We start from the raw sequence: 19,651 nt of genomic DNA on the forward strand, positions 1-19,651 counted from the left end.
GCTCGGCGGCATGTTCGGCAGGTCTGGCATCATCGGGATCGCCTCCAGGATGTGTAGTTATAGCCAGTTTAGTCCGAAACGGCAAGGACGTACAGCGTCGCCCCGAGGGCACGCCGACTCCCGGGGGGAACAGCGGGCAAGGCGAGACCCAGCAGCGACATCGTCGCGATGCGGCTCGCTGACCGCCCCCAGGAAAGCGGCGTGCCGGACAGGGCTTCTCGAAGGGCAATGAAAGCAGAGGAGCGCCATCCCATCCGGGATGACGCTCCTCTACTCAAAATCATTTGAAGTTTTTCAGTGCCCTCTCCGCGGACGTGGATGTTTTTCAATACCCGCCTCTAGGCTCGAACACGGCCAAGCGCTCGACTTTGGCCAAGACCGGTCGCGCCCGCTCGATCAGCGTCTTCGTCGTCTCAAGCGAGAGCGATTGCTGATGGGCGTCTACACTTTCCCACACTTCGTAGACGAGAATCGAATCGTCATCGAGTGAGACGTTCACCCGGTACATAACGCACGTCGACTCTTGTTTCATCGCCTCGGCCGCCTCGAGCAAGATCGCGAGCAACGTGTCACGCTCACCCGGAATAGCGGTCAACTTGCCGAACAATCCATATGGACGCATGAGATCTCTCCTTCCTGATTCTCGACTTGTTCCATAATTTGTGTCAGATTTCCTGCCTCGACCGTAAAATCCGTTGTGAGGTTTGCTATACTAAAACAAAAAGGAAAGGGGCGATACGCGATGCAGCGTCCACCGATGCCTTCCCCCACCCCGGAGGAAGTGCTCCGCTTAAAGCGGGAACATAACCCGATCAAACCGACCGAGCTCTTCGCAAAAGCGCTGCTCCTCTTGATCGGCGCCTTCATTTTCGCCATCGGGCTCGAGGCGTTCCTCGTCCCGAACCAGATCATCGACGGCGGGATCGTCGGCGTCTCGATCATCGTCTCGTATCTGACGGAAACAAAAATCGCCATCTGGCTCGTCCTGTTCAACTTGCCGTTCATCTTCTTCGGCTACCGTCAGATCGGGAAGACGTTCGCCGTCGTCACGCTCGTCGCCATCTTACTCATGTCCGGCTTCACGATCCTGTTACACTCGATCGAACCGTTCACGGACGATCTGCTCCTCTCAACCGTGTTCGGCGGCTTCTTGCTCGGCGCTGGAATCGGGCTCGTCATCCGGGCCGGCGGTTCGCTCGACGGGACCGAGATTTTGGCCGTGTCGTTCACGGACCGGCTCCCGTTCTCGGTCGGCGAGATCGTCATGTTCTTCAACATCTTCATCCTCGGCACGGCCGGCTTCGTCTTCAGCTGGGACCGAGCCATGTACTCGCTCATCACCTATTTCGTCGCCTTCAAGACGATCGATATCGTGTTAGAAGGACTCGATCAATCGAAAGCGGCGTGGATCATCACGACATCGCCGGACGACGTCGGTCAAGCCATCATGGACCGGCTCGGCCGTGGCGTGACGTACCTTCACGGCGAAGGCGCCTACACCGGTGACGGTAAAAAAGTCGTCTTCACCGTCATCAGCCGGTTAGAGGAGACGAAACTGAAAGACATCCTCGACGACTATGACGAGAAGGCGTTCCTCGCCATCGGTAACATCCACGACGTCCGGGGCGGACAGTTCAAAAAGAAAAATATTCACTAAAAAGGTCGGCCCCGGGGCCGACCTTTCGCGTTATCCTAACCGTGCCTGATCGCGTCCGCTCATCTTCGCCGCGTAAAGCGCCGCATCGGCCCGCTCGAACACAAGCATGCTCGGTTCGGCGTCGGCGACCGACGCCCCGATCGAGATCGTCATCGGGATCGTTTCCCCTTCAAACGTGAACGGTGTCTCACGGACGACATCGACGACCGCGTCGGCAAGCGCCACGACGGCCTCTCCTGCACCTTCGACGACCATCAAAAATTCTTCGCCGCCGTACCGGCCGACAAATCCCCCGTCCGGGCAGTTCAGGCGTAACGTCTCACCGATTTGACGCAACGCCTCGTCGCCGGCACGATGGCCATATGTATCGTTCAATTGCTTGAAATGGTCGACATCGATGACGAAGAGTGCCCACGGTCGACCGGACAGTTCCACCTCGCTCAACCGTTCGAGCGTCATGTAGCGGTTTGGGAGTCCCGTCAACTCGTCGACCGTCGCCCGATGGGTATGCAGACGGAACATCCAAAGGTGGGTCTCCAACTTCTTGGCGCCCCAGTAGCACATCCAAGCCCCGAGCGATGTCATCAGGAAATACGGGATGAACACGTCAATAAACGTATCGAGCGAGACGTTGCCGACGACGCGGACGAGGACGAGCGCCATGCCGATCGCGATGTACACCGTGAACGAATGACCTCGGCGCACCGATTGGCGACCGAGCCCGACCGCAATCACCCAAAAAATGCCGATCATGACGACGGCATTCATGATGACCGCACTGAATCCCTCTGTCATCAACCTGGCCGCGACAGATGTGATGATGGCGACGGTCACCCCGACCGGACCGGCGAATGCCGCCGCGAGTGCGAACGGGATGATCCGCAGATCGATTTTGGCCCCGTCGACGACGATTGAATTGATCGTCAGCAACACAGCGATCAGTCCGTTCGACAGCCCGAACCAGATGCGGATCGAGATGGGTGATGACACTTGAATCGGCAAAACGTCACGCATCACATAAAACGTCAACGAAATGAGCAAATAGATGATGCTGATATTGATGAAAAAAATATTTACAACCTGACCCAATCGACCCAATCCTTTCCCCATTCTTCCTATCTACCCTATCGTACCAGTGTGACACGTGTCAGCCTATCTAAAAATTCTGCCAGCTAAAAAGCCGAAAGCTCACGCTTCCGACTTGTTCTTGAGCATTTGTTTCATCAAGTTGGCACTGTCGCGGGCCGACTCATTCTCGGTTTGCATCTGCACATACACCTCGTGGCGATGGATGTCGATGTGACGCGGGGCGTCGATGCCGAGCTTGACTTGGTCGCCTTCGATGGCGAGCACGGTGAGCGTCACATCGTCACCGATATGGATCGCCTCACCTTGTTTTCGTTTCAATACGAGCATCAGCGCACCTCCGCTTTCTGGCCGCCGAGCGGGTAGCGGGCCGAGTAGGCATCGTCAAGGATGACTTGCTTGCCACGGCGCTCTTTCGTCTCGATGACGATCGGTGCCTTCAAATTGAGCGTCGAGGCGTCGAACGGTTCGCGAAGTGTGACGATGGCGTATACCGAGACGTGCTCGGCCTCACCGATCGCGAGCTGCTCCTTGGTGCCGTCCGTCAGTTCGAACGCATAATCCGCCTTATGCCAAAACGGGTTCGTCACGACGAACGCGCAGGCCGCATCTTCGATCGACTGCAACGACCAGAACGGGAGGTCGTCCCCGTACGGGATGAGGACGAACGTCTTCGAGTCCGGAAAACCGGGTACCTCGCTGACGAACGAAATCGTCTCTTCTTCCTTCACTTCAATCTTGCCAAAATAATCTGTCTCAATGAACATGGATTGTCCTCACTTTCAACGCGTCTCATCATACATGCCACCGACCGGCCACATCTCGAGCGACGCCTCTTGGCGAAGCGAGATGTCCGTCGTCCATGGTGTGAACGAAATCTCGGCCGGGGTAAGCGATACATCTATTTGTGCCGGCGTCAGGTTCCATTCGATTTTGACATCCGCCGGCGTATACGTCAACTTGACGCGGTCGATCGACTTCGGCATATAGCCCATGTCGACGATCGGGTACGGGTCGTTCACTTTACTCGCGGCGATGCTCGGGATCGGGTTGCCGTTCTCAATCCGCATCAGTTGATCGCCTTCCCGGGCCGCCTGACTCGTCGCCTCACGCACGCCTTGTTCGCCGAGCTGGCCGAAGTAGCGGCCGAGTTCGAGCGCGCTTTTTAAGTTGCTCTCACTGCGTGCGACCGATGAGTCGACTTCGAGCGTGCCTTGTCTCGTCTGTTGCGTCATCTCGACCTTGCCTTGCGTCATCGACACGTCGGCTCGCCCTTGTCTCATCTCGAGCACGGGGCGGTTCGACGTCATCTGGATCGCGGCCTGCGTCTGCCGCATCTCAAGTCTCGCCAGGTTCATCCGCGCTTACCGGAGGAAGTCGAGGAGCGTCGGCTGGATGATGCGGGCCCCGGCTGAGAGTGCGGCCCGGTGTACCGTCTCATGTGACTTGAGCTCCATGATGACTTTCTCGATATCGATATCTTCATTGTTCGACATAATCGTCTTGGCGATGATCTCGTGGTCTTGCAGACGATTATCGACGAGTTCGAGGCGGTTGGCGCGAGCCCCGAGTTCGGCCCGCTCCGAGATCAAGCTTTGACCGAGCGTGTCGAGCGTCGCCAGTTCGGCTGATAGATTGGCCCCGCCTGTCGTCGCTGTACCAAGCAAGCCACTTAATTTTTGAAGTCCCTCAAACAGCTCTTGTCCAAAGACTGTCTCCGGTTGCATATTGACTTGCACTTTAATCCCTTTCGAGACTTCGAACTCGATTTTTCCGCTCGGGTCAGGATCACCGGGTATTTCGTTTGCTGTATAAATTTCAGCAATCGTGACCGGATTTAAAGGATCATTCTTTAAATAGCCCTTTAACTTGTCCATATCGATAAGCGGCTGATCCGTCTTCGTCCCGTTATAAATATACTTCTCGCCGGCTTTCGAGTTCGCGAGCGAACCGATATGTTCGACGAGTTGGTCGATCTCACTCTTAATGATCTCGCGTTGCGACGACTCATACGTGTCGTTCGCCGCTTGCGTCGTCAGTTCACGGATCCGTTTGACGGCTTCCGTCACTTCGTTCAACGTCGAGTCGGTCAAGTCCATCCAGCTCGTCGCTTCGCTGACGTTACGACGGAACTGGTCGACTTCGCGCACTTCGGTCCGGTAACGGATGCCTTGCATCGCGACGACCGGGTCCTCGGACGCTTTTTGAATCCGTTTCCCGCTGATCAGTTGTTCCTGGACGCGGGCAAGCGTGTTATAGCTGCTCGATAAATGTTTCAAGTTCGTCTGTGTGAGCATCGTCTGTGTGACACGCATTACTCATTACCTCCCTACGACACCCATGCCGTTAATGATTTTGTCGAGCATCTCGTCGACCGCCGTGATGTTCCGTGCCGCCGCGTTATAGGCGTGCTGGTATTGGATCATCATCGTCATCTCTTCATCGAGCGACACCGCGCTCACCGATTGACGGCGTTGGTCCGAGCTCGCCATGAGCGCGAACGTGCTCTTGGCGAGACTGCCGCTCTGACTGGCTTCGACCGCCATGTTGCCGATGACGTTCTGATAATATTTCCCGACGGACGTCGTCGCCGCGGTAGAACCGCCTGTAAACGTGAGCGCCGTGTTTTTCAAGTCGGCGAGGTCTAACGCCCCGCTGCCGTCCCCGATATTTTTGTCTTTTGAGACGGCAATCAAATCAAGGTTTTTCATAATATCCGGGTTGACCGTAATCGTTGAGGCACCGCCGACGACAAAGAAGTCAATTCCATTTGTACGGAGCGCCTCATCGGGATTGCCGTCGAAGAATGTTTTATGCATCTCATTGAACGCTTTAGAGAATTCGGTCGCCATCGCATCCAAATCGCTCAACATCATCGTGAACTTTCCATTTTCCGCCTCAGGTCCCGTAGAAGAACCATACATCTCAACGAGCGCCTTCAACTTTCCATTCGGCATCTGTTTGTAAGTCATCGGATCAGTCGCGGCTGCCCCTGCCTCTTTATAACTCGACTGACCGAATGAGCCGACGTCACCTGTGAGTCCGTTGACGAATGTGCGATCAACGCCATCGATTTTTACAACAATCTCGATCCGCCCTTCGGCCATCCGCTGTGAGTTACCGCGCGTCTCACCGTTCAAGTAGTCGACCGGTTTGCGCTCGAACTCGACATATTGCGCGAGCTCGTCCATGTAGCGGTCACGTGCGTCATACAGTTCGTTCGGGAGCGCGCCGAGCGGTTCAGCGTCCCCGATTTGGCGGTTGACGTCGCTGATCTTCGTCAACAGGTCGTTCACTTTCTTGATGACGACGTCAGCTTCTGACTTCAAATCGTCTTGGACTTTCGTGAGTGAGGACGACATATAGTTGAACGTCTCGGCGAGCGTCATCGCCCGTTGACGAACGACGCTGCGAGCGCCGGTGTCATCCGGGTTGACCGACAAGTCTTGGAGCGATCCCCAGAACAAGTCGAGCGATTTGGCGAGACCATTCTCAGAAGGTTCGTTGATGATATCCTCCATCCGGCCGAACGCCGCTTCTTTCGTCGCGTAAAACGAGTTTTTGACCGTCTCGTCACGGTACTGTTGGTCGACCATCAAGTCACGGATGCGGGCGAGCGTCTCGCCGCGGACACCGGTGCCGAACTGTCCGGCCTTCGTTCCGCCGAAGTTGACACTCAGTTGCTCGGTCATGCCGATCGTCAGCCGCTGGCGCGAATAACCCGGGTTCGAGGCGTTGGCGACGTTGTTCCCCGTCGCCTGCAGCGCCCACTGGTGCGTCGTCAAACTGCGTCGCGCCGTCTCTAATCCCATAAATGTTGAGCCCATGAATGTTCCTCCTTATACGTCACGGCTGAACGAGCGTGTCTCGAACGCCTGTTGCCCGTATGTGAAATCGTCTGCTTCTGGCATGAGCATGTCCAAATGCCAATTGATATACCGGAGCGACTGTTCGAGCAACGTCGCGTTCAGTTCATTCTGTCGCTTCAGTTCGAACAGCACCGGTCGTAGCGCTTCCTTCTCTTCATCGTCCAAAACGAGCAAACCTTGAAGTCGTTCCGTCTCTTTTTGTCCGATTTGTCGGACAATCGTCGCTTCTTCTTTGACGAGCGCGCTGAAAGCGGGCATATCACCTTTGATGAGCAGTTGTTCTTTTGCGTAAGCGAGTTCGAGTAAACGTGTATGTAATGTGAGCATAATGGTCTCCTTTTTCCAAAAAAAGAGCTGACTAAAAAGGGGTTCCCTTGTCTAGTCAGCTTCCGTGCCGTGTTATAAGTGCGAAGGCCTCAAGCGGACCTCGCTTCCATTCATCCTTGTAGAAAGCGTTTGGCGATGTCGCGCGCGTCCCGTGTATACGTCCCTGCGTTGATCTCCGCCTTCAAGGCGCTGATCTTCTCAAGACGGTCCGGATTTTTCACCGGTTCTTCAAACCGGGCGCGGGCTTCTGCCGATATCGATATTCGGTCCGTTTGGCGTGTTAGCTCGGGCTTCGTCTCGGCTTGCGTTTTCTTCTCGTAAGTGTTCGGTAAATGTACCCACTTTGCAGAATCGATGCGCATGCGTGTCCCCCCTCTTCTAAGTTGTTAGTCCAAACGATAAGCGCGAGCGCTCGTTTTGGTTACAGTTGCTTGTAAACCTTGTAGTTCTTGCTGCATCTCCGCCTGACAAGCCGAACAAACTTTTCCTTCGTTCGTCGCCTTGCCGCAGCGCACACAAGCGATGCTCATTGCTGGGTTGTCCTTGATGATCAAGCGTCCTTCATGGATATATCGCGTGATATCAAGTTCGGAGACACCTGTCGCTTCGACTAAGGCCCCGATCGTTGTCTGTTTGTTGGCTGGTTCCCGAATGAAGTCCCGAACTTTCAAGAAGTTTTGGAAATCGACTTCACTGCATGACGGACAGTACGGCGAGCGGCTTTGTTTCATATACAAACGCCCACACATCTGACAAGTTGCTGCTTCCAATGTCATTCACCTCTGCCCTTTATATCGGACGCATTTTTGATTTGTTTAGCGCCCGGAACAGGCAAACCGCAGAAACTTCTGCATAGCCGGCTTTCTTCAGTGTGTACGCTGCTTGGTGGAGCGTCGTGCCGGTCGTATAGACGTCATCGACGAGCACGATTTTCCCATATGTAGTCGCAGCTTGTACAGCAAACGGGTTTGGACGGTGCCGCCTTTCTCCTTTCCCAAATTCACGCTGACTTGAAACCTCTTCTTTTTGAAGGAGTTGTTTTGTCGGTCCGATCGATCGGGCGAGCACGTCGGCCTGGTTGAAGCGACGCGTCAAAAGCCGCTCCTCCCCGAGCGGGATCGGCACGTAGATGGCGCCCGGTTCGCGCGTCCGTTTGAGCACGTCTGTCACGTGGCCGACGAGCGCGACGTCCCCGCCGAACTTGAAGCGATGGAGCCAATTCGTACCGGCCTCGTCGTAAACGTAGAGGCAACGGACCGTCAAATCGAGACCGAGCGCGAGCCAACGGATGCAGTCCGGACACGTCTTCCCGTCTGGGCTAGGGTGACCGCAGCGTGGACATCCCGCTTCGAGCGGGGTCAACATCGCTTCACAGTCCGGACAGACCCAGTCGCGTTTCAATAGCGTCGCCGGACTCCACGGCACCGTCATCGGTTGGCGGCAGACGAGGCAGTTCATCGCCGGTTCGCCTCCTCGATCGCGCGGATGGTCCGGTCTTGCCAGAACGTCCGCTCGGTATAGAACAAGACGACGTCCCCGGTCGGCGCGTCGGGCTTTCGCCCGGCCCGGCCCGCCATCTGGATGAGGGCGCGCGTCGAGAACAGCCGATGGTCACTATCGAGAATGGCGATCTGGACGCCGCGGACGGTCATGCCGCGCTCCCAAATCGACGTCGCGAGCACGATGCCGTTCGTTTCTTCTAGCCAGACGAGCGTATCCGTCCGCGCATCAGTGTCGGCCGAGACAGCCCGGTAGTCGAGCCCGGCCGTCTCAAGCAGTTTTCCATAACGGGCAAGGTCCGGTTTCGTCGGGACGAACAACAGGCGCGGCGCCTCATGGCTCCGGCAAAAGTCGAGAATGGCTGACTCGGTCTGTTTGACGAGCCGCGGCATCGGCAAATCGTGGCCGTGGTAGCGGCGCGACAAGTGGGTGGTTGGAAACTGACGTTGCCAAAGCGTCGGTGTCGCCGTGACGAACAAGAAGACACCTTTCCCGGCACGATAGAGTGTCCACCAGAGCGATAAGTCGAAAGCGAACGGGAACGCGTCCGACTCGTCGACGAGGACATAATCGAACACGTCGCGCAAATTCACAAGAAGCGGGGCCGTCGCGACGGTGATCATCCCGATCGACTCCTTGTCCCCGCCTCCGTAGCGCCGGGTGATTGGGACAGAGAACGCAGCTTCGAGCCGGTCGGCCCACTCGATGGCGACGTCACGGCGTGGCGAGACGATCAACACCCGCCCCCCTTCGTTGACGACGCGCTCGATGACCGGGAACGCCATCTCGGTCTTGCCGCCGCCGCAGACGGCGTGGACGAGACCGGTCTGTCGTTTCTCCCACCACGTGAGCAGTTGCTCGCTGACACGCTGTTGCGCGTCTGCCAGCTCGAACGGCATGACGAGTTCAGTCGGTTCGACCGGCGTCGTGACGTCGATCTCTGCTAAAAAGTCACAGCGGCATACCCGCCCGAGGTGCAAGCAATTGCGGCAATACTGACATGCGCCGTGATGGCAGTTGAACGCGCGGACATCGGTGCTTAGGCAACGCTGACAGACGCCGAAGCGGATGGCCGGTCTCCCGGTCGGACTGACGATAAGTTGTCCCATACGAATCCCCTTTTTTCCTTGACGGTAGCAAGGTACGTCGTTCGTCGCCATTTCTCTTGTCGCCGACAACCTTACTCATTTCGTCCTAAAGGTCGATGTGTAATTGATTAAATTAAATTACACTTATGTCAGTAAACTACTAACCTGTAAGGAAGTGGTACACATCATACGTCGAATCATTGGAACACTCATCGGCATCGGGTTCATCGTCTACGGTACCGGGATGCTCTTATCGCACGTCATGTTCGGCGATCCGCGGGATGAACAGCGTGCCCTCGAAGCGGCCGAACAGTACGTCGCCTCGCAGTATCCGGAGATGGACCTATCGGCCGTTCACGCCGGATTGATGATTTGGGGCGATGATACGTATGTCATCACGATCGCTTCGCCCTCGAGTGAAGACACTAGGTTTTACGTGACCGTCGCTGCGGATGGCACAATCCTCTCAGACGAGTACGATGACGTCCTCTCCGGAATGGTGACGTTTAACCGCTTGAACGAGGAATATCGCCCGCTCGTCGAAACCGCCCTCATCTCGCTCCCGTTCGACTACAAATTGTATGAAGACGTGTTGACCGTCTATGAAGGTGAAGAATCGCCGTATGAAGCGCTCGACCCGGCAACCTTACTCCTTGACCACGATTACGACATCCATGCTATCGGACGGGACTACGGCTCCCTCTTCGTCGCGGTCGAAGATGAAGCGGCTACCGCGATTCGTGCGAGTGCATTGATGCGTGACGTGAAGCGCGCGCTCGACGAAGCGGACGTGCCGTTCCGGACACTCCTGTTGACGATTCAAGACGGGAACGAGTCATTTTACTCTGGCCGAGTGACACCCTATTCGATTGACGCCGAGGGCTTGGAAGAACAGTTGAAACAAAACAATATCGACTGGGTGACGGGTTTAAATGAATGAACCTTTTAACCACTCCTTGTCGATGAAACGAGAAAGGGTCATCCAATATACGGATGACCCTTTCTCGCTATACTTCAATTCGTTCACGTTCACTCACTTCCGTTTGTAGAACATGATCGCCTCGTACGCCCGGAGCGACAACGTCGTTCCGTCGAGCTGCGGCACGTCGTAGTTATGGCTAACGACGTCGGCACACGTGAACGATTCAGGAATCTCATACGTTGTCTCGGGCCCATAGAAGTTGGCGACGACGAGTACTTCTTCTTCGTCCGTCTTCCGTGTGTATGCCCAGACGTCTAGGTCCTGTTTCGTCAACAGTGTATAGTCCCCGTCCGTCAACACGTCGAGCTCTTTGCGGAGCGAGATCAAGTTCTTGTAGTGGTAGAACACCGAATCCGGGTCGTCGAGCGCCGTCTCGACGTTGACCTCCGTATAGTTCGGCGCCACGTTAATCCACGGTGTCCCGCTCGTGAAGCCGGCGTGCGGCGTCGCGTCCCACTGCATCGGCGTCCGTGAGTTGTCGCGTGACTTCTGTTTGATGGCGGCCATCATGTCCTCGTGCGACACGCCCTCGGCGCGCTTCAACTTGTAGATGTTGAGCGTCTCGATGTCGCGGTACTCGTCGAGCGAGTCAAACCCTGGGTTCGTCATGCCGATCTCTTCGCCTTGATAGATGTACGGTGTCCCTTGTAGGCCGTGGAGCACGGTCGCGAGCATCTTGGCGCTCTCGACGCGGTGGTCGGTATCGTTGCCGAAGCGGCTGACGACGCGCGGCTGGTCGTGGTTGCACCAGAAGATGGCGTTCCACCCTTTGCCGTGCATCCCTTCCTGCCACGTCGACATGATATCTTTCAGCTGCACGAAATCGAACGGTGCGGCGACGAACTTCTCGCCGTTCGGGTAGTCGACTTTCAAGTGGTGGAAGCTGAACGTCATGCTGAGCTCACGCTCGTCCGGGCTCGAGTAGCGGACGCAATGGTCGAGCGTCGTCGACGACATCTCGCCGACCGTGATGACGTCATGCCCCTCGAACACTTCGCGGTTCATCTCTTTCAAGAACTCATGGATGCGCGGTCCGTCCGTATAAAACTTGCGGCCGTCCGACTCGTCCTCCGGGAAGTCCTGTTGCTTCGAGATCAAGTTGATGACGTCGAGGCGGAACCCTTTAATGCCTTTCTCGCGCCAGAAGCGCATCATCTCGTAGACGTCCTCGCGCATCTGTTCGTTCTCCCAGTTCAAGTCGGCCTGCGTCTCGTCGAACAAGTGGAGGAAATACTGACCGCTCTTCTCGTCGTACTTCCAGGCGTTGCCGCCGAACTTCGACTCCCAGTTCGTCGGTTCATCGCGCCAAATGTAATAGTCCCGGTACCGTTCGTCACCGGCGAGCGATTTTTGGAACCACTCATGCTCGGTCGACGAATGGTTGACGACGATGTCCATCATCAGTCCGATCCCGCGCGCCTCGGCCTCGCGGACGAGCTCGTCCAAATCATCCATCGTCCCGTACGACGGGTCGATTGCGTAATAGTCGCTCACGTCGTACCCGTTATCGTTTTGCGGCGACTTGTACACCGGTGTCATCCAAATATATTCGATACCGAGCTCGGCCAGATAATCGAGTTTCGACGTCACTCCTTTGATCGAGCCGGTAGCGTTACCTTCCGGGCTGTAAAAGCTTTTTGGATAGATTTGATAGACGACTGATTTGCGCCAGTTTGTTTGTGTCATGAACGACAGCTCCTTTTGTAAGAGTTTTCATTTTGATAGGAAAAGGGGAAGAACCTCCGTCCCTCCCCTTGTCTTTCCCCTATTATGCAACTTTGTTTTCTTTGAGTTCGCCTTTTTTCATGTAGCGTTTCGACAAGGCGAACGTGAGCACGAACGGGACGACGATCGCGATGATCATCCCGACGATGAAGAGCAAGATCTTGTCCGTGAAGATCGACAGGAAGCCAGGGAGTCCCCCGACGCCGATCCCGATGGCCTGGACGTCGTTCAGCGTGATGAAGATGGCGGCAGTCGCCGATCCGATCATCGCCGAGTAGAACGGGAATTTGTTCGGTAAGTTCACCCCGAACATGGCCGGCTCGGTGATCCCGAAGTAAGCCGAGATCGCTGACGTCGACGCCATACTCTTTTGTTTGGCGTTGTGCTTGTAGACGAAGAACATAGCGAACGCAGCCGAACCTTGGGCGATGTTCGACAGAGCGAGCATCGGCCAGATGAACGTGCCGCCCGTCTCCGCGATGAGTTGCAAGTCGATCGCGATGAACAAGTGGTGCATCCCCGTGACGACAAGCGGTGCATAGAACAAACCGAACAATAGCGCACCGACAATCGGTACCGCTTCGAACACGTTGACGAGGCTCGTCGCGATGACGTTACCGATTCCACGTGTGACCGGTCCGACGATCGCAAGGGCGAGGAAGCCGGTGACGACGATTGTCGTGATCGGCACGACGAGTAGCTGAATCGCGTTCGGAACATGTTTTTTCAAGAACATTTCAATATGGCTCAAAATGAAGGCCGCGGCCAAAATCGGCAAGATTTGACCTTGATAGCCGACTTTCTCGATTTCGAACAGCCCGAGGATGTCGAACGTCGGGATATCGCCTTCAAGCGCCGCTTGCCCGTAACCCCATGCGTTCAACAAGTCCGGGTGGACGAGAAGTAGACCCATGACGATACCGAGCACTTCGCTGCCGCCGAAACGCTTCGTTGCCGACCAACCGACGAGGGCTGGCAGGAAGATGAACGCCGTGTTCGCCATCATGTTGATGAGGTCCCATAAGCCTTGCAAGTTCGGATACGCCTCGATGAGCGTCGCATCGTCGACGAACAATCCTTCCGACGCGAGCAAGTTGTTGATCCCCATCAAGAGACCGGCGACGATGATGGCCGGGATGATTGGCATGAACACGTCCGAGAACACTTTGACGAGTTTTTGGAGCGGGTTCATCTTCTTGCCGCCGGACGATTTGACTTCAGCGACCGTTGCCGCCTCGAGCCCGGCGAGTTTGATGAACTCGGCATAGACGCGCTCGACGTCCCCGGCACCGATGACGACTTGGTACACGCCCGAATTCTCGAACGCCCCTTTGACGAGATCGGCTTCTTTTACTTTTGCCTCATTGACGAGCGACTGATCTTTCAGTGAGAGACGGAGTCGCGTGACACAGTGCGCCGCTTTATCGACGTTATCCTTGCCTCCGATGGCTTCTAGGATATCCGCGGCGATTTGACGATAATCTGCCTTCATAAGATAGGCCTCCTTTGTGTGAAAGCGTTTGTTGAGAACGGTTACATATGATTACAAACAAAGTTTAACTTATATAGACGAGTCCTGTCAACAACTTATCTATATAAGTTTATCGTGACGACTGTGTGACAAGCGTTCACTATTTTTGTTCCCTCTCCTCCCGATTCAAAACGACAAAAAGACCCCTTCTTGAAGAAGGAGCCTTAACGACGGGCCACATCGCTGAACTGAAACTTGTCGAGCCGGTGACGGGACTCGGTGTATTCGAACTGCCGGCCCTCGTACAAAAACGTGTCGTTCGTGATGACGATGACATATTCGTAATGACCCAAGTCGAGCCGCGACCGGTCAAGCTCGGTCACGTCCTCGGCCGCGATTTTCCGCTTCGCATAGCTGATCTGTTGCCCGAGCTCGTGCTCGACGTATTGATAGATCGAGTGCTCGGCAATCTGTTTCGTCAGCCCGGGGACGAGGTCTTTGACGAAATAGTTCACGTCTAAAATGACGTTCTCCCCGTCGAAGTTGCGGACCCGTTCGATCCGGTAGACGAGCGTGGCGGGCTCAAGGCCCATCCGCTCGGCGAGCCAACTCGGTGCCTCGATCTCCTCGAACGAGGCGACGCTCGTCTCGATCGAACGTCCGAGCATACTGGCATATATTTCCGAGAAGCTGACGATGCCGTTGAACTGGAACTCGATCTGGTCACGGCGAAGCACGAACACGCCTTTACCGTGATGTTTGCGGACGTAGCCGTGCTCTTGGAGCAGATCGAGCGCCTTACGGACCGTGCCTCGGCTCGCCTCGTATTCATGCATGAGTTCTGTCTCCGACGGCAGTTTCGACTCCGCCTCGTACTCACCCGTTTTCATCCGTTCGGCGAGCCGTTCGTAGATTTGACGATACTTGGCCACAAGCCCACTCCTTTCTTCATCGAAAAAGACGACCATTTGGCCGTCTTCCGTTTATCGTTCGCAGTGATACCACGTGATGCCGATCGCGCCAGGTCCAAGGTGTGTCCCGATGACCGGTCCGAAATGACCGCCCGTGACTTGCGCTTGCGGAAACTTCTGTTTCATCGAGGTGATCTCTTCCGCCTGACGTTCCGGGCAGTTGGCGTGGATGATGCCGATGCAATAGCCGGCGCCGTCACCGACGATCGATTGGTCCATCATCTCTTCGATGCGACGGACCGCCTTCTTGTACGTCCGGATCTTCTCGAACGGGACGATCTGTCTATCCTGAAAATGAAGGACCGGCTTGATCTGCAGGAACGAGCCCACGAGCGCTTGCGCCGCGCTGAGCCGTCCGCCCCGTTGGAGGTGGTCGAGGTCATCGACGACGAAATAGGCACGGATCCGTTCACGCGTCTTCTCGAGATGCTGCATGATCTCCTCGGCCGAGGCCCCAGCGTCACGCATATGGACGGCCTCTTCGACGAGAAACGCCTGAGGCATACACGAGATCTCAGAGTCGAACGTATGCACGTTGACATCGACCATGTTGTTCAAGGCGATCATCGATTGATACGTACCGCTGATCCCGCTCGAGAGCGTGATGGCGACGACGTCGGTCACTTCAGCCGGAAGGCTGTCGATCAGTTCGACCGTCTCCCCGATGATCGGTTGCGATGTCGTCGGCAAATTCCCCGCCTCGATCCGTTCATAAAACGCCTCCGTCGTGATATCGACGGCCTCACGGAAAGATTCTCCGCCGAAGATGACGCTGAGCGGTGCGACGTGGACGTCGTGGCGCTCACAAAAATCGGCCGGCAAATAAGCGGTACTGTCGGTCAAAATCGCTATGTTTCCCATACTATATCCTCACTTTACATCGTTTCGTTTTTCCAATTGAATTAAGATTCCATTCCATATTGTAGCACAAAAGCGATGTATTGCATCGGTCAAGGTCAAATCTCGACCCACCCGCGGCGGATCGCATCGACGACGGCTTGCGTCCGGTCGTTCACTTCCATTTTGCGCAGGACCGATGAGACGTGGTTCTTGACCGTCTTCTCACTGATGAACAGCATGTCGCTAATGTCGCGGTTCGAGCGGCCATCGGCGAGCAAGTGGAGCACTTCGACCTCACGGCGCGACAGCAACCGATAAACGGGATCGTCCATCCGGTTCACGACGTTCCGTTCGGCTTGTTCTCCTTTGAACTGGAGCAGGCGGCGGTAATCCTTCAATACGTTCGTCGTCACTTTCGGATGCAAGTACGCCCCGTCTTTCGCGACCGAACGGACGGCCGAGATGAGTTCGCTTGAAGCTACTTCTTTCAACAAGAAACCTGATGCTCCCGCTTCAAGCGCATGCGTTATGTAAGATTCGTCGTCATGGATCGACAGGATGAGGACCCGCGTGTCCGACGATGCCGCGGTCAACTGTTTCGTCGCCTCGATCCCGTTCAAGTCCGGCATGTTGATGTCGAGGATCATGATTTCCGGCTTCTCCTCTTTGGCGATGCGGATCGCATCAGCACCCGTCCGCCCTTCAGCGATGACGGTGAACTCGTCTTCTAAATCAAAGATCCGCTTCAAGCCCTCTCGAAACAACTCATGGTCATCGACGATTGCGATGCGGATTGTATTTGTCATTTCCATCGTACACTCCCCTTTATCTGTATTACAAAATCGGGATCGACATGCGGACGACCGTCCCTTTGCCGATTTCCGAATCAATATTGATACTGCCGTTCACAAGCTCGATCCGTTCGCGCATCCCAACGATGCCGAACGACTCTTGCCCGATCATACTCGGCACGAAGCCGACCCCGTGATCGCGCACGTGAATGTGAATCACGTCTAGCGCTTGCTCGACGTTGACGATGATTTCCGTCGTCTTCGAATGCTTGATCGCATTTTGGACCGCCTCTTGGACGAGCCGGAAGACGTTGATCTCGAGTTTTTCCGAGAGACGTGCCCGGTTGCCGCGGTAGTTGAGCCGCGTCTTGATCGCCGTGTACTCTTCCGTCTGATGTAAATAACGCTCGAGCGTCGGCAAGAAGCCAAGGTCGTCAAGCGACATCGGCCGCAGGTCGTAAATCAAGCGGCGCACGTCGACGAGCGCCCCACGAATCAGCCGTTTCAGCTCGTGCAGTTCGGCGAACGCCTCGTCCTTGCCTCTTCGGTCGAACGTCTTCTCGATCAAGTCGGCCCGAATCAAAATATGGGCAAGGGATTGCGCGGGGCCGTCATGCATTTCCCGGGCCAGGTGGCGCCGCTCACGCTCAGCCGCCTCGAAGACGCTGATCGCCATCTCTTGCTTCTTCATCATGTCCGAATACTCTTGCTGCAGGTCGTCGCGTAAAAAGTTGAGGACGACCGTGACGCGGCTGACTAACCGGTCCGCCCGCTCCATCGTATCCTGAAGGACGAGCAACCGCCGCTCGAGGTCGTTTCGGCGCTGCTGGCTCACCATCTCCTCTTTTTGGATGAGGAACCGCTCGAGCTGCATCTGGTTGGCGAGTTCATACGCCTCGCGAATCTCTTGCTCACTATGTATATGGAACTTCTTACTCACTTGAACGAGTTTATTCTTCGCCGCTTTCACTAATAGATCGAGGCGCTCGGACTCTTTAATGTGAAACTCGATCTTTTGCGTCAACTCTTTTAACTCCGTTTGGATCGACGAATACTCATTAGCTGAATTTTCAGTTATACGGACGATCTCCTCTTTACTCTCCGTCACCGTATCAATCATATTTGTTATGATATGCTCTAATGCTGTACGATCGGTAATATGATTCACGATGCCATCCCCTAATAGTTCGGTAGTAAGTCCTCATTTGTTTCTATTATCGACTGCATAAGCGTTCGTTTCCAGTAAGAATCAGAGGCTGTCTTCACAATTCGCCACTTAATCTACAGACGCCTACTCGATTTCAAAAAAAATACATGAAAATAGAAAGGAGAATTTTCAGAAATGTCTACTGAACAAAATTATACTATAAAACAAGACGGAGAATACGAGGTCGTCATACAAAAATCAAAATTTATCGCTCACTTTAAACGCGTCGCGACCGAAGCGGAAGCCCAGACGTTCATCCAAACGATCAAAAAAGCGCATTGGAGCGCCAATCATAATTGTTCAGCCTACATCATCGGAGCCCGGAACGAATTCCAAAAAGCGAACGATGACGGCGAGCCGAGCGGGACGGCCGGCCTGCCGATGCTCGAAGTGCTCCGTAAACGCAATTTGAAAGACACGGTCGTCGTCGTCACCCGCTACTTCGGCGGCATCAAGCTCGGCGGCGGCGGACTCATCCGCGCCTACGGCGGGACGGTGAGTGACGGGCTCGATGCGGTCGGGATCGTCGAACGGTTGCCGATGCAACGTCTCACGCTCACGGTCGACTACGGATGGATCGGGAAAGTCGAGAACGAGCTCCGCCAGTCCACTTATTTGCTTGACGAGATTGTCTATGCCGACACCGTCACGTTCCACATCTCGGTACCGGTCGAAGCGACCGAGGAAGCGCTCGCCTGGCTCGTCGATTTGACGAACGGTCAAGGCGGACTCGAGACCCAGGACGTCCGTATCATCGAACGTGATTTTGTGCGCTAGGTCCCGTATACTAAAAGAAATGACTGAAATGAGGAGACGACATGGAACAAGACTCCCGCAAGAAACGCTCCGTGTGGACAATCGGTCTGCTCGTGCTTGGCCTCGTCCTGCTGATCGGCGGTTCGGCCTTCGGCTACTTCGTTTTCAAGGCGAACGAGACGGCAGAGACCACGAACAGCGAACTGACGCGTGGCGACAAATCGGAACGTCGCGACGACACGATCGATTTGACGAAAAATCACTTCTCCGTCCTGCTCGCCGGCGTCGATGGCGGCGCCTCGCTCGAAGAGGGACGGACCGACTCACTAATGGTGGCGACGTTCAACAAGGAATCTCGCCAAGTGACGCTCGTCAGTATCCCCCGCGACGCGTACGTCGATATCGTCACGGAGGACGGCGAGTTCAAGGACAAGATCAACCATGCGTATGCGTACGGCGGCATCGACACGACGATCGCCACGGTCGAGACGCTGTTTGACATCCCGATCGATTATTACGCGACGATCAACTTTGACGGCATCGAAGACCTCGTCGACGCGGTCGGCGGCGTCGAAGTCGACGTGTTGATCCCGATCTCAGGACGGGCCACCGGCAACGTCGAGCTCGAACCGGGCGTCCAGATGCTAGACGGCAAGGAAGCACTCGCCTATTCCCGCATGCGGAAAGACGACCCAGAAGGCGACATCGGCCGGGCCAAGCGCCAACAACAAGTGCTCGAGGCCATCATCAACGAGGCGACGACGATCAATTCGTTCACGAAGCTCAACCGGATCATGACTGCGGTCGGCAATAATATCCGAACGAACATGTCGCTCTCCGAGGCGTCCCAGCTCCAGCCGTATACGAAATCACTCCGCTCGTTCAACCAAGAGACGCTAGAAGGCGGCGACTTGACGATCGGCGGCGTCTACTATTATGAGTTGGACCAGGCGGATTTGAACGATAAGCGGGCACTGTTGAAAACAGAGCTCGGTCTTCCGGTCACGACCGAAGACAGTGGACCTGACCCAGGCGACGGTTTTAGCGAGACGACGACGTATTGACCTAAAAAAACGACCAAGGACATGGCGGAGGGCACTGAAAAACTTCAAATAATTTTGAGCAGAGGAGCGTCATCCCGGATGGGATGGCGCTCCTCTGCTTTCATTGCCCTTCAAGCCGCCCTGTCCGGCACGCCGCTTTCCTGGGGGCGGTCAGCGAGCCGCATCGCGACGATGTCGCTGCTGGGTCTCGCCTTGCCCGCTGTTCCCCCGGGAGTCGGCGTGCCCTCGGGGCGACGCTGTACGTCCTTGCCGTTTCGGACTAAACTGGCTATAACTACACATCCTGGAGGCGATCCCGATGATGCCAGACCTGCCGA

General features: G+C 55.7%; 23 protein-coding genes. 5 read left to right on the top strand and 18 right to left on the bottom strand.

All coding sequences use genetic code 11. From position 1 onward, the window contains the following. On the top strand, positions 1-232 hold a 232-nt coding region (locus tag EVJ28_RS14145; RefSeq protein ID WP_161566990.1), incomplete at its 5' end, for a hypothetical protein. Positions 233-325: 93 nt separating this feature from the next. On the opposite strand, the gene EVJ28_RS13455 is transcribed toward EVJ28_RS14145, so the two are convergent. Continuing rightward, the gene (locus EVJ28_RS13455) at positions 326-622 is read right to left on the bottom strand and encodes a putative quinol monooxygenase (RefSeq protein WP_131489282.1); all 297 of its coding nucleotides are present in this window, start codon (positions 620-622) and stop codon (positions 326-328) included. A gap of 120 nt (positions 623-742) precedes the next feature. On the opposite strand from EVJ28_RS13455, the gene EVJ28_RS13460 reads away from it, so the two are divergent. Further along, on the top strand, positions 743-1,657 hold the full coding sequence (locus EVJ28_RS13460) for a YitT family protein (RefSeq protein ID WP_236634174.1): 915 nt from the start codon (positions 743-745) through the stop codon (positions 1,655-1,657). 30 nt (positions 1,658-1,687) lie between these two features. Here the strand turns inward: EVJ28_RS13460 and EVJ28_RS13465 are convergent, their stop codons facing one another. The 11 genes from EVJ28_RS13465 to EVJ28_RS13515 all read right to left on the bottom strand — a co-directional run bounded on the left by EVJ28_RS13465 (position 1,688) and on the right by EVJ28_RS13515 (position 9,548). Then, positions 1,688-2,671, bottom strand: a complete 984-nt coding sequence (locus EVJ28_RS13465; RefSeq protein WP_236634175.1) for a GGDEF domain-containing protein — start codon at positions 2,669-2,671, stop codon at positions 1,688-1,690. A gap of 174 nt (positions 2,672-2,845) precedes the next feature. Further along, positions 2,846-3,073, bottom strand: a complete 228-nt coding sequence (gene csrA / locus EVJ28_RS13470; RefSeq protein WP_016509303.1) for a carbon storage regulator CsrA — start codon at positions 3,071-3,073, stop codon at positions 2,846-2,848. Continuing rightward, the gene (gene fliW, locus EVJ28_RS13475) at positions 3,073-3,510 is read right to left on the bottom strand and encodes a flagellar assembly protein FliW (protein WP_131469127.1); all 438 of its coding nucleotides are present in this window, start codon (positions 3,508-3,510) and stop codon (positions 3,073-3,075) included. Before fliW ends, csrA begins: the two co-directional genes overlap by 1 nt. Positions 3,511-3,525: 15 nt before the next feature. Continuing rightward, the gene (locus EVJ28_RS13480) at positions 3,526-4,101 is read right to left on the bottom strand and encodes a DUF6470 family protein (protein WP_131469129.1); all 576 of its coding nucleotides are present in this window, start codon (positions 4,099-4,101) and stop codon (positions 3,526-3,528) included. A gap of 6 nt (positions 4,102-4,107) precedes the next feature. Then, entirely contained in the window at positions 4,108-5,058 is a 951-nt protein-coding gene (gene flgL, locus EVJ28_RS13485; RefSeq protein ID WP_131489285.1) for a flagellar hook-associated protein FlgL, read from the bottom strand. 6 nt (positions 5,059-5,064) lie between these two features. Continuing rightward, positions 5,065-6,570, bottom strand: a complete 1,506-nt coding sequence (gene flgK / locus EVJ28_RS13490) for a flagellar hook-associated protein FlgK (protein ID WP_201738425.1) — start codon at positions 6,568-6,570, stop codon at positions 5,065-5,067. Between the two features lie 12 nt (positions 6,571-6,582). Further along, positions 6,583-6,939: a flagellar export chaperone FlgN gene (flgN, locus tag EVJ28_RS13495; protein WP_070328643.1), complete on the bottom strand. Its 357-nt coding sequence runs from the start codon at positions 6,937-6,939 to the stop codon at positions 6,583-6,585. A gap of 110 nt (positions 6,940-7,049) precedes the next feature. After that, on the bottom strand, positions 7,050-7,301 hold the full coding sequence (locus tag EVJ28_RS13500) for a flagellar biosynthesis anti-sigma factor FlgM (protein WP_131456628.1): 252 nt from the start codon (positions 7,299-7,301) through the stop codon (positions 7,050-7,052). Between the two features lie 24 nt (positions 7,302-7,325). Further along, on the bottom strand, positions 7,326-7,670 hold the full coding sequence (locus EVJ28_RS13505; RefSeq protein ID WP_131456626.1) for a flagellar protein: 345 nt from the start codon (positions 7,668-7,670) through the stop codon (positions 7,326-7,328). Between the two features lie 58 nt (positions 7,671-7,728). Next, the gene (locus EVJ28_RS13510) at positions 7,729-8,397 is read right to left on the bottom strand and encodes a ComFC family protein (RefSeq protein WP_131489287.1); all 669 of its coding nucleotides are present in this window, start codon (positions 8,395-8,397) and stop codon (positions 7,729-7,731) included. Beyond that, on the bottom strand, positions 8,394-9,548 hold the full coding sequence (locus EVJ28_RS13515; RefSeq protein WP_161566991.1) for a DEAD/DEAH box helicase family protein: 1,155 nt from the start codon (positions 9,546-9,548) through the stop codon (positions 8,394-8,396). Before EVJ28_RS13515 ends, EVJ28_RS13510 begins: the two co-directional genes overlap by 4 nt. Positions 9,549-9,702: 154 nt before the next feature. On the opposite strand from EVJ28_RS13515, the gene EVJ28_RS13520 reads away from it, so the two are divergent. Further along, entirely contained in the window at positions 9,703-10,467 is a 765-nt protein-coding gene (locus EVJ28_RS13520; protein WP_131489291.1) for a hypothetical protein, read from the top strand. Between the two features lie 93 nt (positions 10,468-10,560). Here EVJ28_RS13520 and treC read toward each other — a convergent pair whose 3' ends face one another. From treC to EVJ28_RS13550, 6 genes are all read right to left on the bottom strand, one after another. After that, positions 10,561-12,195, bottom strand: a complete 1,635-nt coding sequence (gene treC, locus EVJ28_RS13525) for an alpha,alpha-phosphotrehalase (RefSeq protein WP_131489293.1) — start codon at positions 12,193-12,195, stop codon at positions 10,561-10,563. A gap of 82 nt (positions 12,196-12,277) precedes the next feature. Further along, complete coding sequence (gene treP, locus EVJ28_RS13530) at positions 12,278-13,726, bottom strand: PTS system trehalose-specific EIIBC component (protein ID WP_131456618.1); 1,449 nt, start codon at positions 13,724-13,726, stop codon at positions 12,278-12,280. A gap of 203 nt (positions 13,727-13,929) precedes the next feature. Then, the gene (treR, locus tag EVJ28_RS13535) at positions 13,930-14,673 is read right to left on the bottom strand and encodes a trehalose operon repressor (protein WP_131469139.1); all 744 of its coding nucleotides are present in this window, start codon (positions 14,671-14,673) and stop codon (positions 13,930-13,932) included. Between the two features lie 15 nt (positions 14,674-14,688). Further along, positions 14,689-15,537 carry a DegV family protein gene (locus tag EVJ28_RS13540; protein ID WP_131469141.1) on the bottom strand — a complete coding sequence of 283 codons (849 nt, stop codon included), beginning with the start codon at positions 15,535-15,537 and terminating at the stop codon, positions 14,689-14,691. Between the two features lie 95 nt (positions 15,538-15,632). Further along, positions 15,633-16,328, bottom strand: a complete 696-nt coding sequence (locus EVJ28_RS13545) for a response regulator transcription factor (RefSeq protein WP_131443248.1) — start codon at positions 16,326-16,328, stop codon at positions 15,633-15,635. A gap of 22 nt (positions 16,329-16,350) precedes the next feature. Further along, the gene (locus EVJ28_RS13550) at positions 16,351-17,475 is read right to left on the bottom strand and encodes a sensor histidine kinase (protein WP_201738337.1); all 1,125 of its coding nucleotides are present in this window, start codon (positions 17,473-17,475) and stop codon (positions 16,351-16,353) included. Between the two features lie 174 nt (positions 17,476-17,649). Between EVJ28_RS13550 and EVJ28_RS13555 the strand changes: the two genes are divergently transcribed. Further along, positions 17,650-18,291, top strand: a complete 642-nt coding sequence (locus EVJ28_RS13555; protein WP_131456610.1) for a YigZ family protein — start codon at positions 17,650-17,652, stop codon at positions 18,289-18,291. 41 nt (positions 18,292-18,332) lie between these two features. After that, entirely contained in the window at positions 18,333-19,334 is a 1,002-nt protein-coding gene (locus EVJ28_RS13560) for an LCP family protein (RefSeq protein WP_131489295.1), read from the top strand. Positions 19,335-19,651: the final 317 nt, after the last annotated feature.

This window comes from Exiguobacterium sp. SH3S3, from assembly GCF_004337115.1.
In the GTDB taxonomy this organism is placed as follows: domain Bacteria; phylum Bacillota; class Bacilli; order Exiguobacteriales; family Exiguobacteriaceae; genus Exiguobacterium; species Exiguobacterium aurantiacum_A.

Bases quoted from the DNA above. Each gene is read 5' to 3' on its own strand.
- EVJ28_RS13455 (WP_131489282.1), bottom strand. From the start codon at position 622: ATGCGTCCATATGGATTGTTCGGCAAGTTGACCGCTATTCCGGGTGAG.
- EVJ28_RS13460 (WP_236634174.1), top strand. From the start codon at position 743: ATGCAGCGTCCACCGATGCCTTCCCCCACCCCGGAGGAAGTGCTCCGC.
- EVJ28_RS13465 (WP_236634175.1), bottom strand. From the start codon at position 2,671: ATGCGTGACGTTTTGCCGATTCAAGTGTCATCACCCATCTCGATCCGC.
- csrA (WP_016509303.1), bottom strand. From the start codon at position 3,073: ATGCTCGTATTGAAACGAAAACAAGGTGAGGCGATCCATATCGGTGAC.
- fliW (WP_131469127.1), bottom strand. From the start codon at position 3,510: ATGTTCATTGAGACAGATTATTTTGGCAAGATTGAAGTGAAGGAAGAA.
- EVJ28_RS13480 (WP_131469129.1), bottom strand. From the start codon at position 4,101: ATGAACCTGGCGAGACTTGAGATGCGGCAGACGCAGGCCGCGATCCAG.
- flgL (WP_131489285.1), bottom strand. From the start codon at position 5,058: ATGCGTGTCACACAGACGATGCTCACACAGACGAACTTGAAACATTTA.
- flgK (WP_201738425.1), bottom strand. From the start codon at position 6,570: ATGGGCTCAACATTTATGGGATTAGAGACGGCGCGACGCAGTTTGACG.
- flgN (WP_070328643.1), bottom strand. From the start codon at position 6,939: ATGCTCACATTACATACACGTTTACTCGAACTCGCTTACGCAAAAGAA.
- EVJ28_RS13500 (WP_131456628.1), bottom strand. From the start codon at position 7,301: ATGCGCATCGATTCTGCAAAGTGGGTACATTTACCGAACACTTACGAG.
- EVJ28_RS13505 (WP_131456626.1), bottom strand. From the start codon at position 7,670: ATGAAACAAAGCCGCTCGCCGTACTGTCCGTCATGCAGTGAAGTCGAT.
- EVJ28_RS13510 (WP_131489287.1), bottom strand. From the start codon at position 8,397: ATGAACTGCCTCGTCTGCCGCCAACCGATGACGGTGCCGTGGAGTCCG.
- EVJ28_RS13515 (WP_161566991.1), bottom strand. From the start codon at position 9,548: ATGGGACAACTTATCGTCAGTCCGACCGGGAGACCGGCCATCCGCTTC.
- treC (WP_131489293.1), bottom strand. From the start codon at position 12,195: ATGACACAAACAAACTGGCGCAAATCAGTCGTCTATCAAATCTATCCA.
- treP (WP_131456618.1), bottom strand. From the start codon at position 13,726: ATGAAGGCAGATTATCGTCAAATCGCCGCGGATATCCTAGAAGCCATC.
- treR (WP_131469139.1), bottom strand. From the start codon at position 14,673: ATGGTCGTCTTTTTCGATGAAGAAAGGAGTGGGCTTGTGGCCAAGTAT.
- EVJ28_RS13540 (WP_131469141.1), bottom strand. From the start codon at position 15,537: ATGGGAAACATAGCGATTTTGACCGACAGTACCGCTTATTTGCCGGCC.
- EVJ28_RS13545 (WP_131443248.1), bottom strand. From the start codon at position 16,328: ATGGAAATGACAAATACAATCCGCATCGCAATCGTCGATGACCATGAG.
- EVJ28_RS13555 (WP_131456610.1), top strand. From the start codon at position 17,650: ATGTCTACTGAACAAAATTATACTATAAAACAAGACGGAGAATACGAG.
- EVJ28_RS13560 (WP_131489295.1), top strand. From the start codon at position 18,333: ATGGAACAAGACTCCCGCAAGAAACGCTCCGTGTGGACAATCGGTCTG.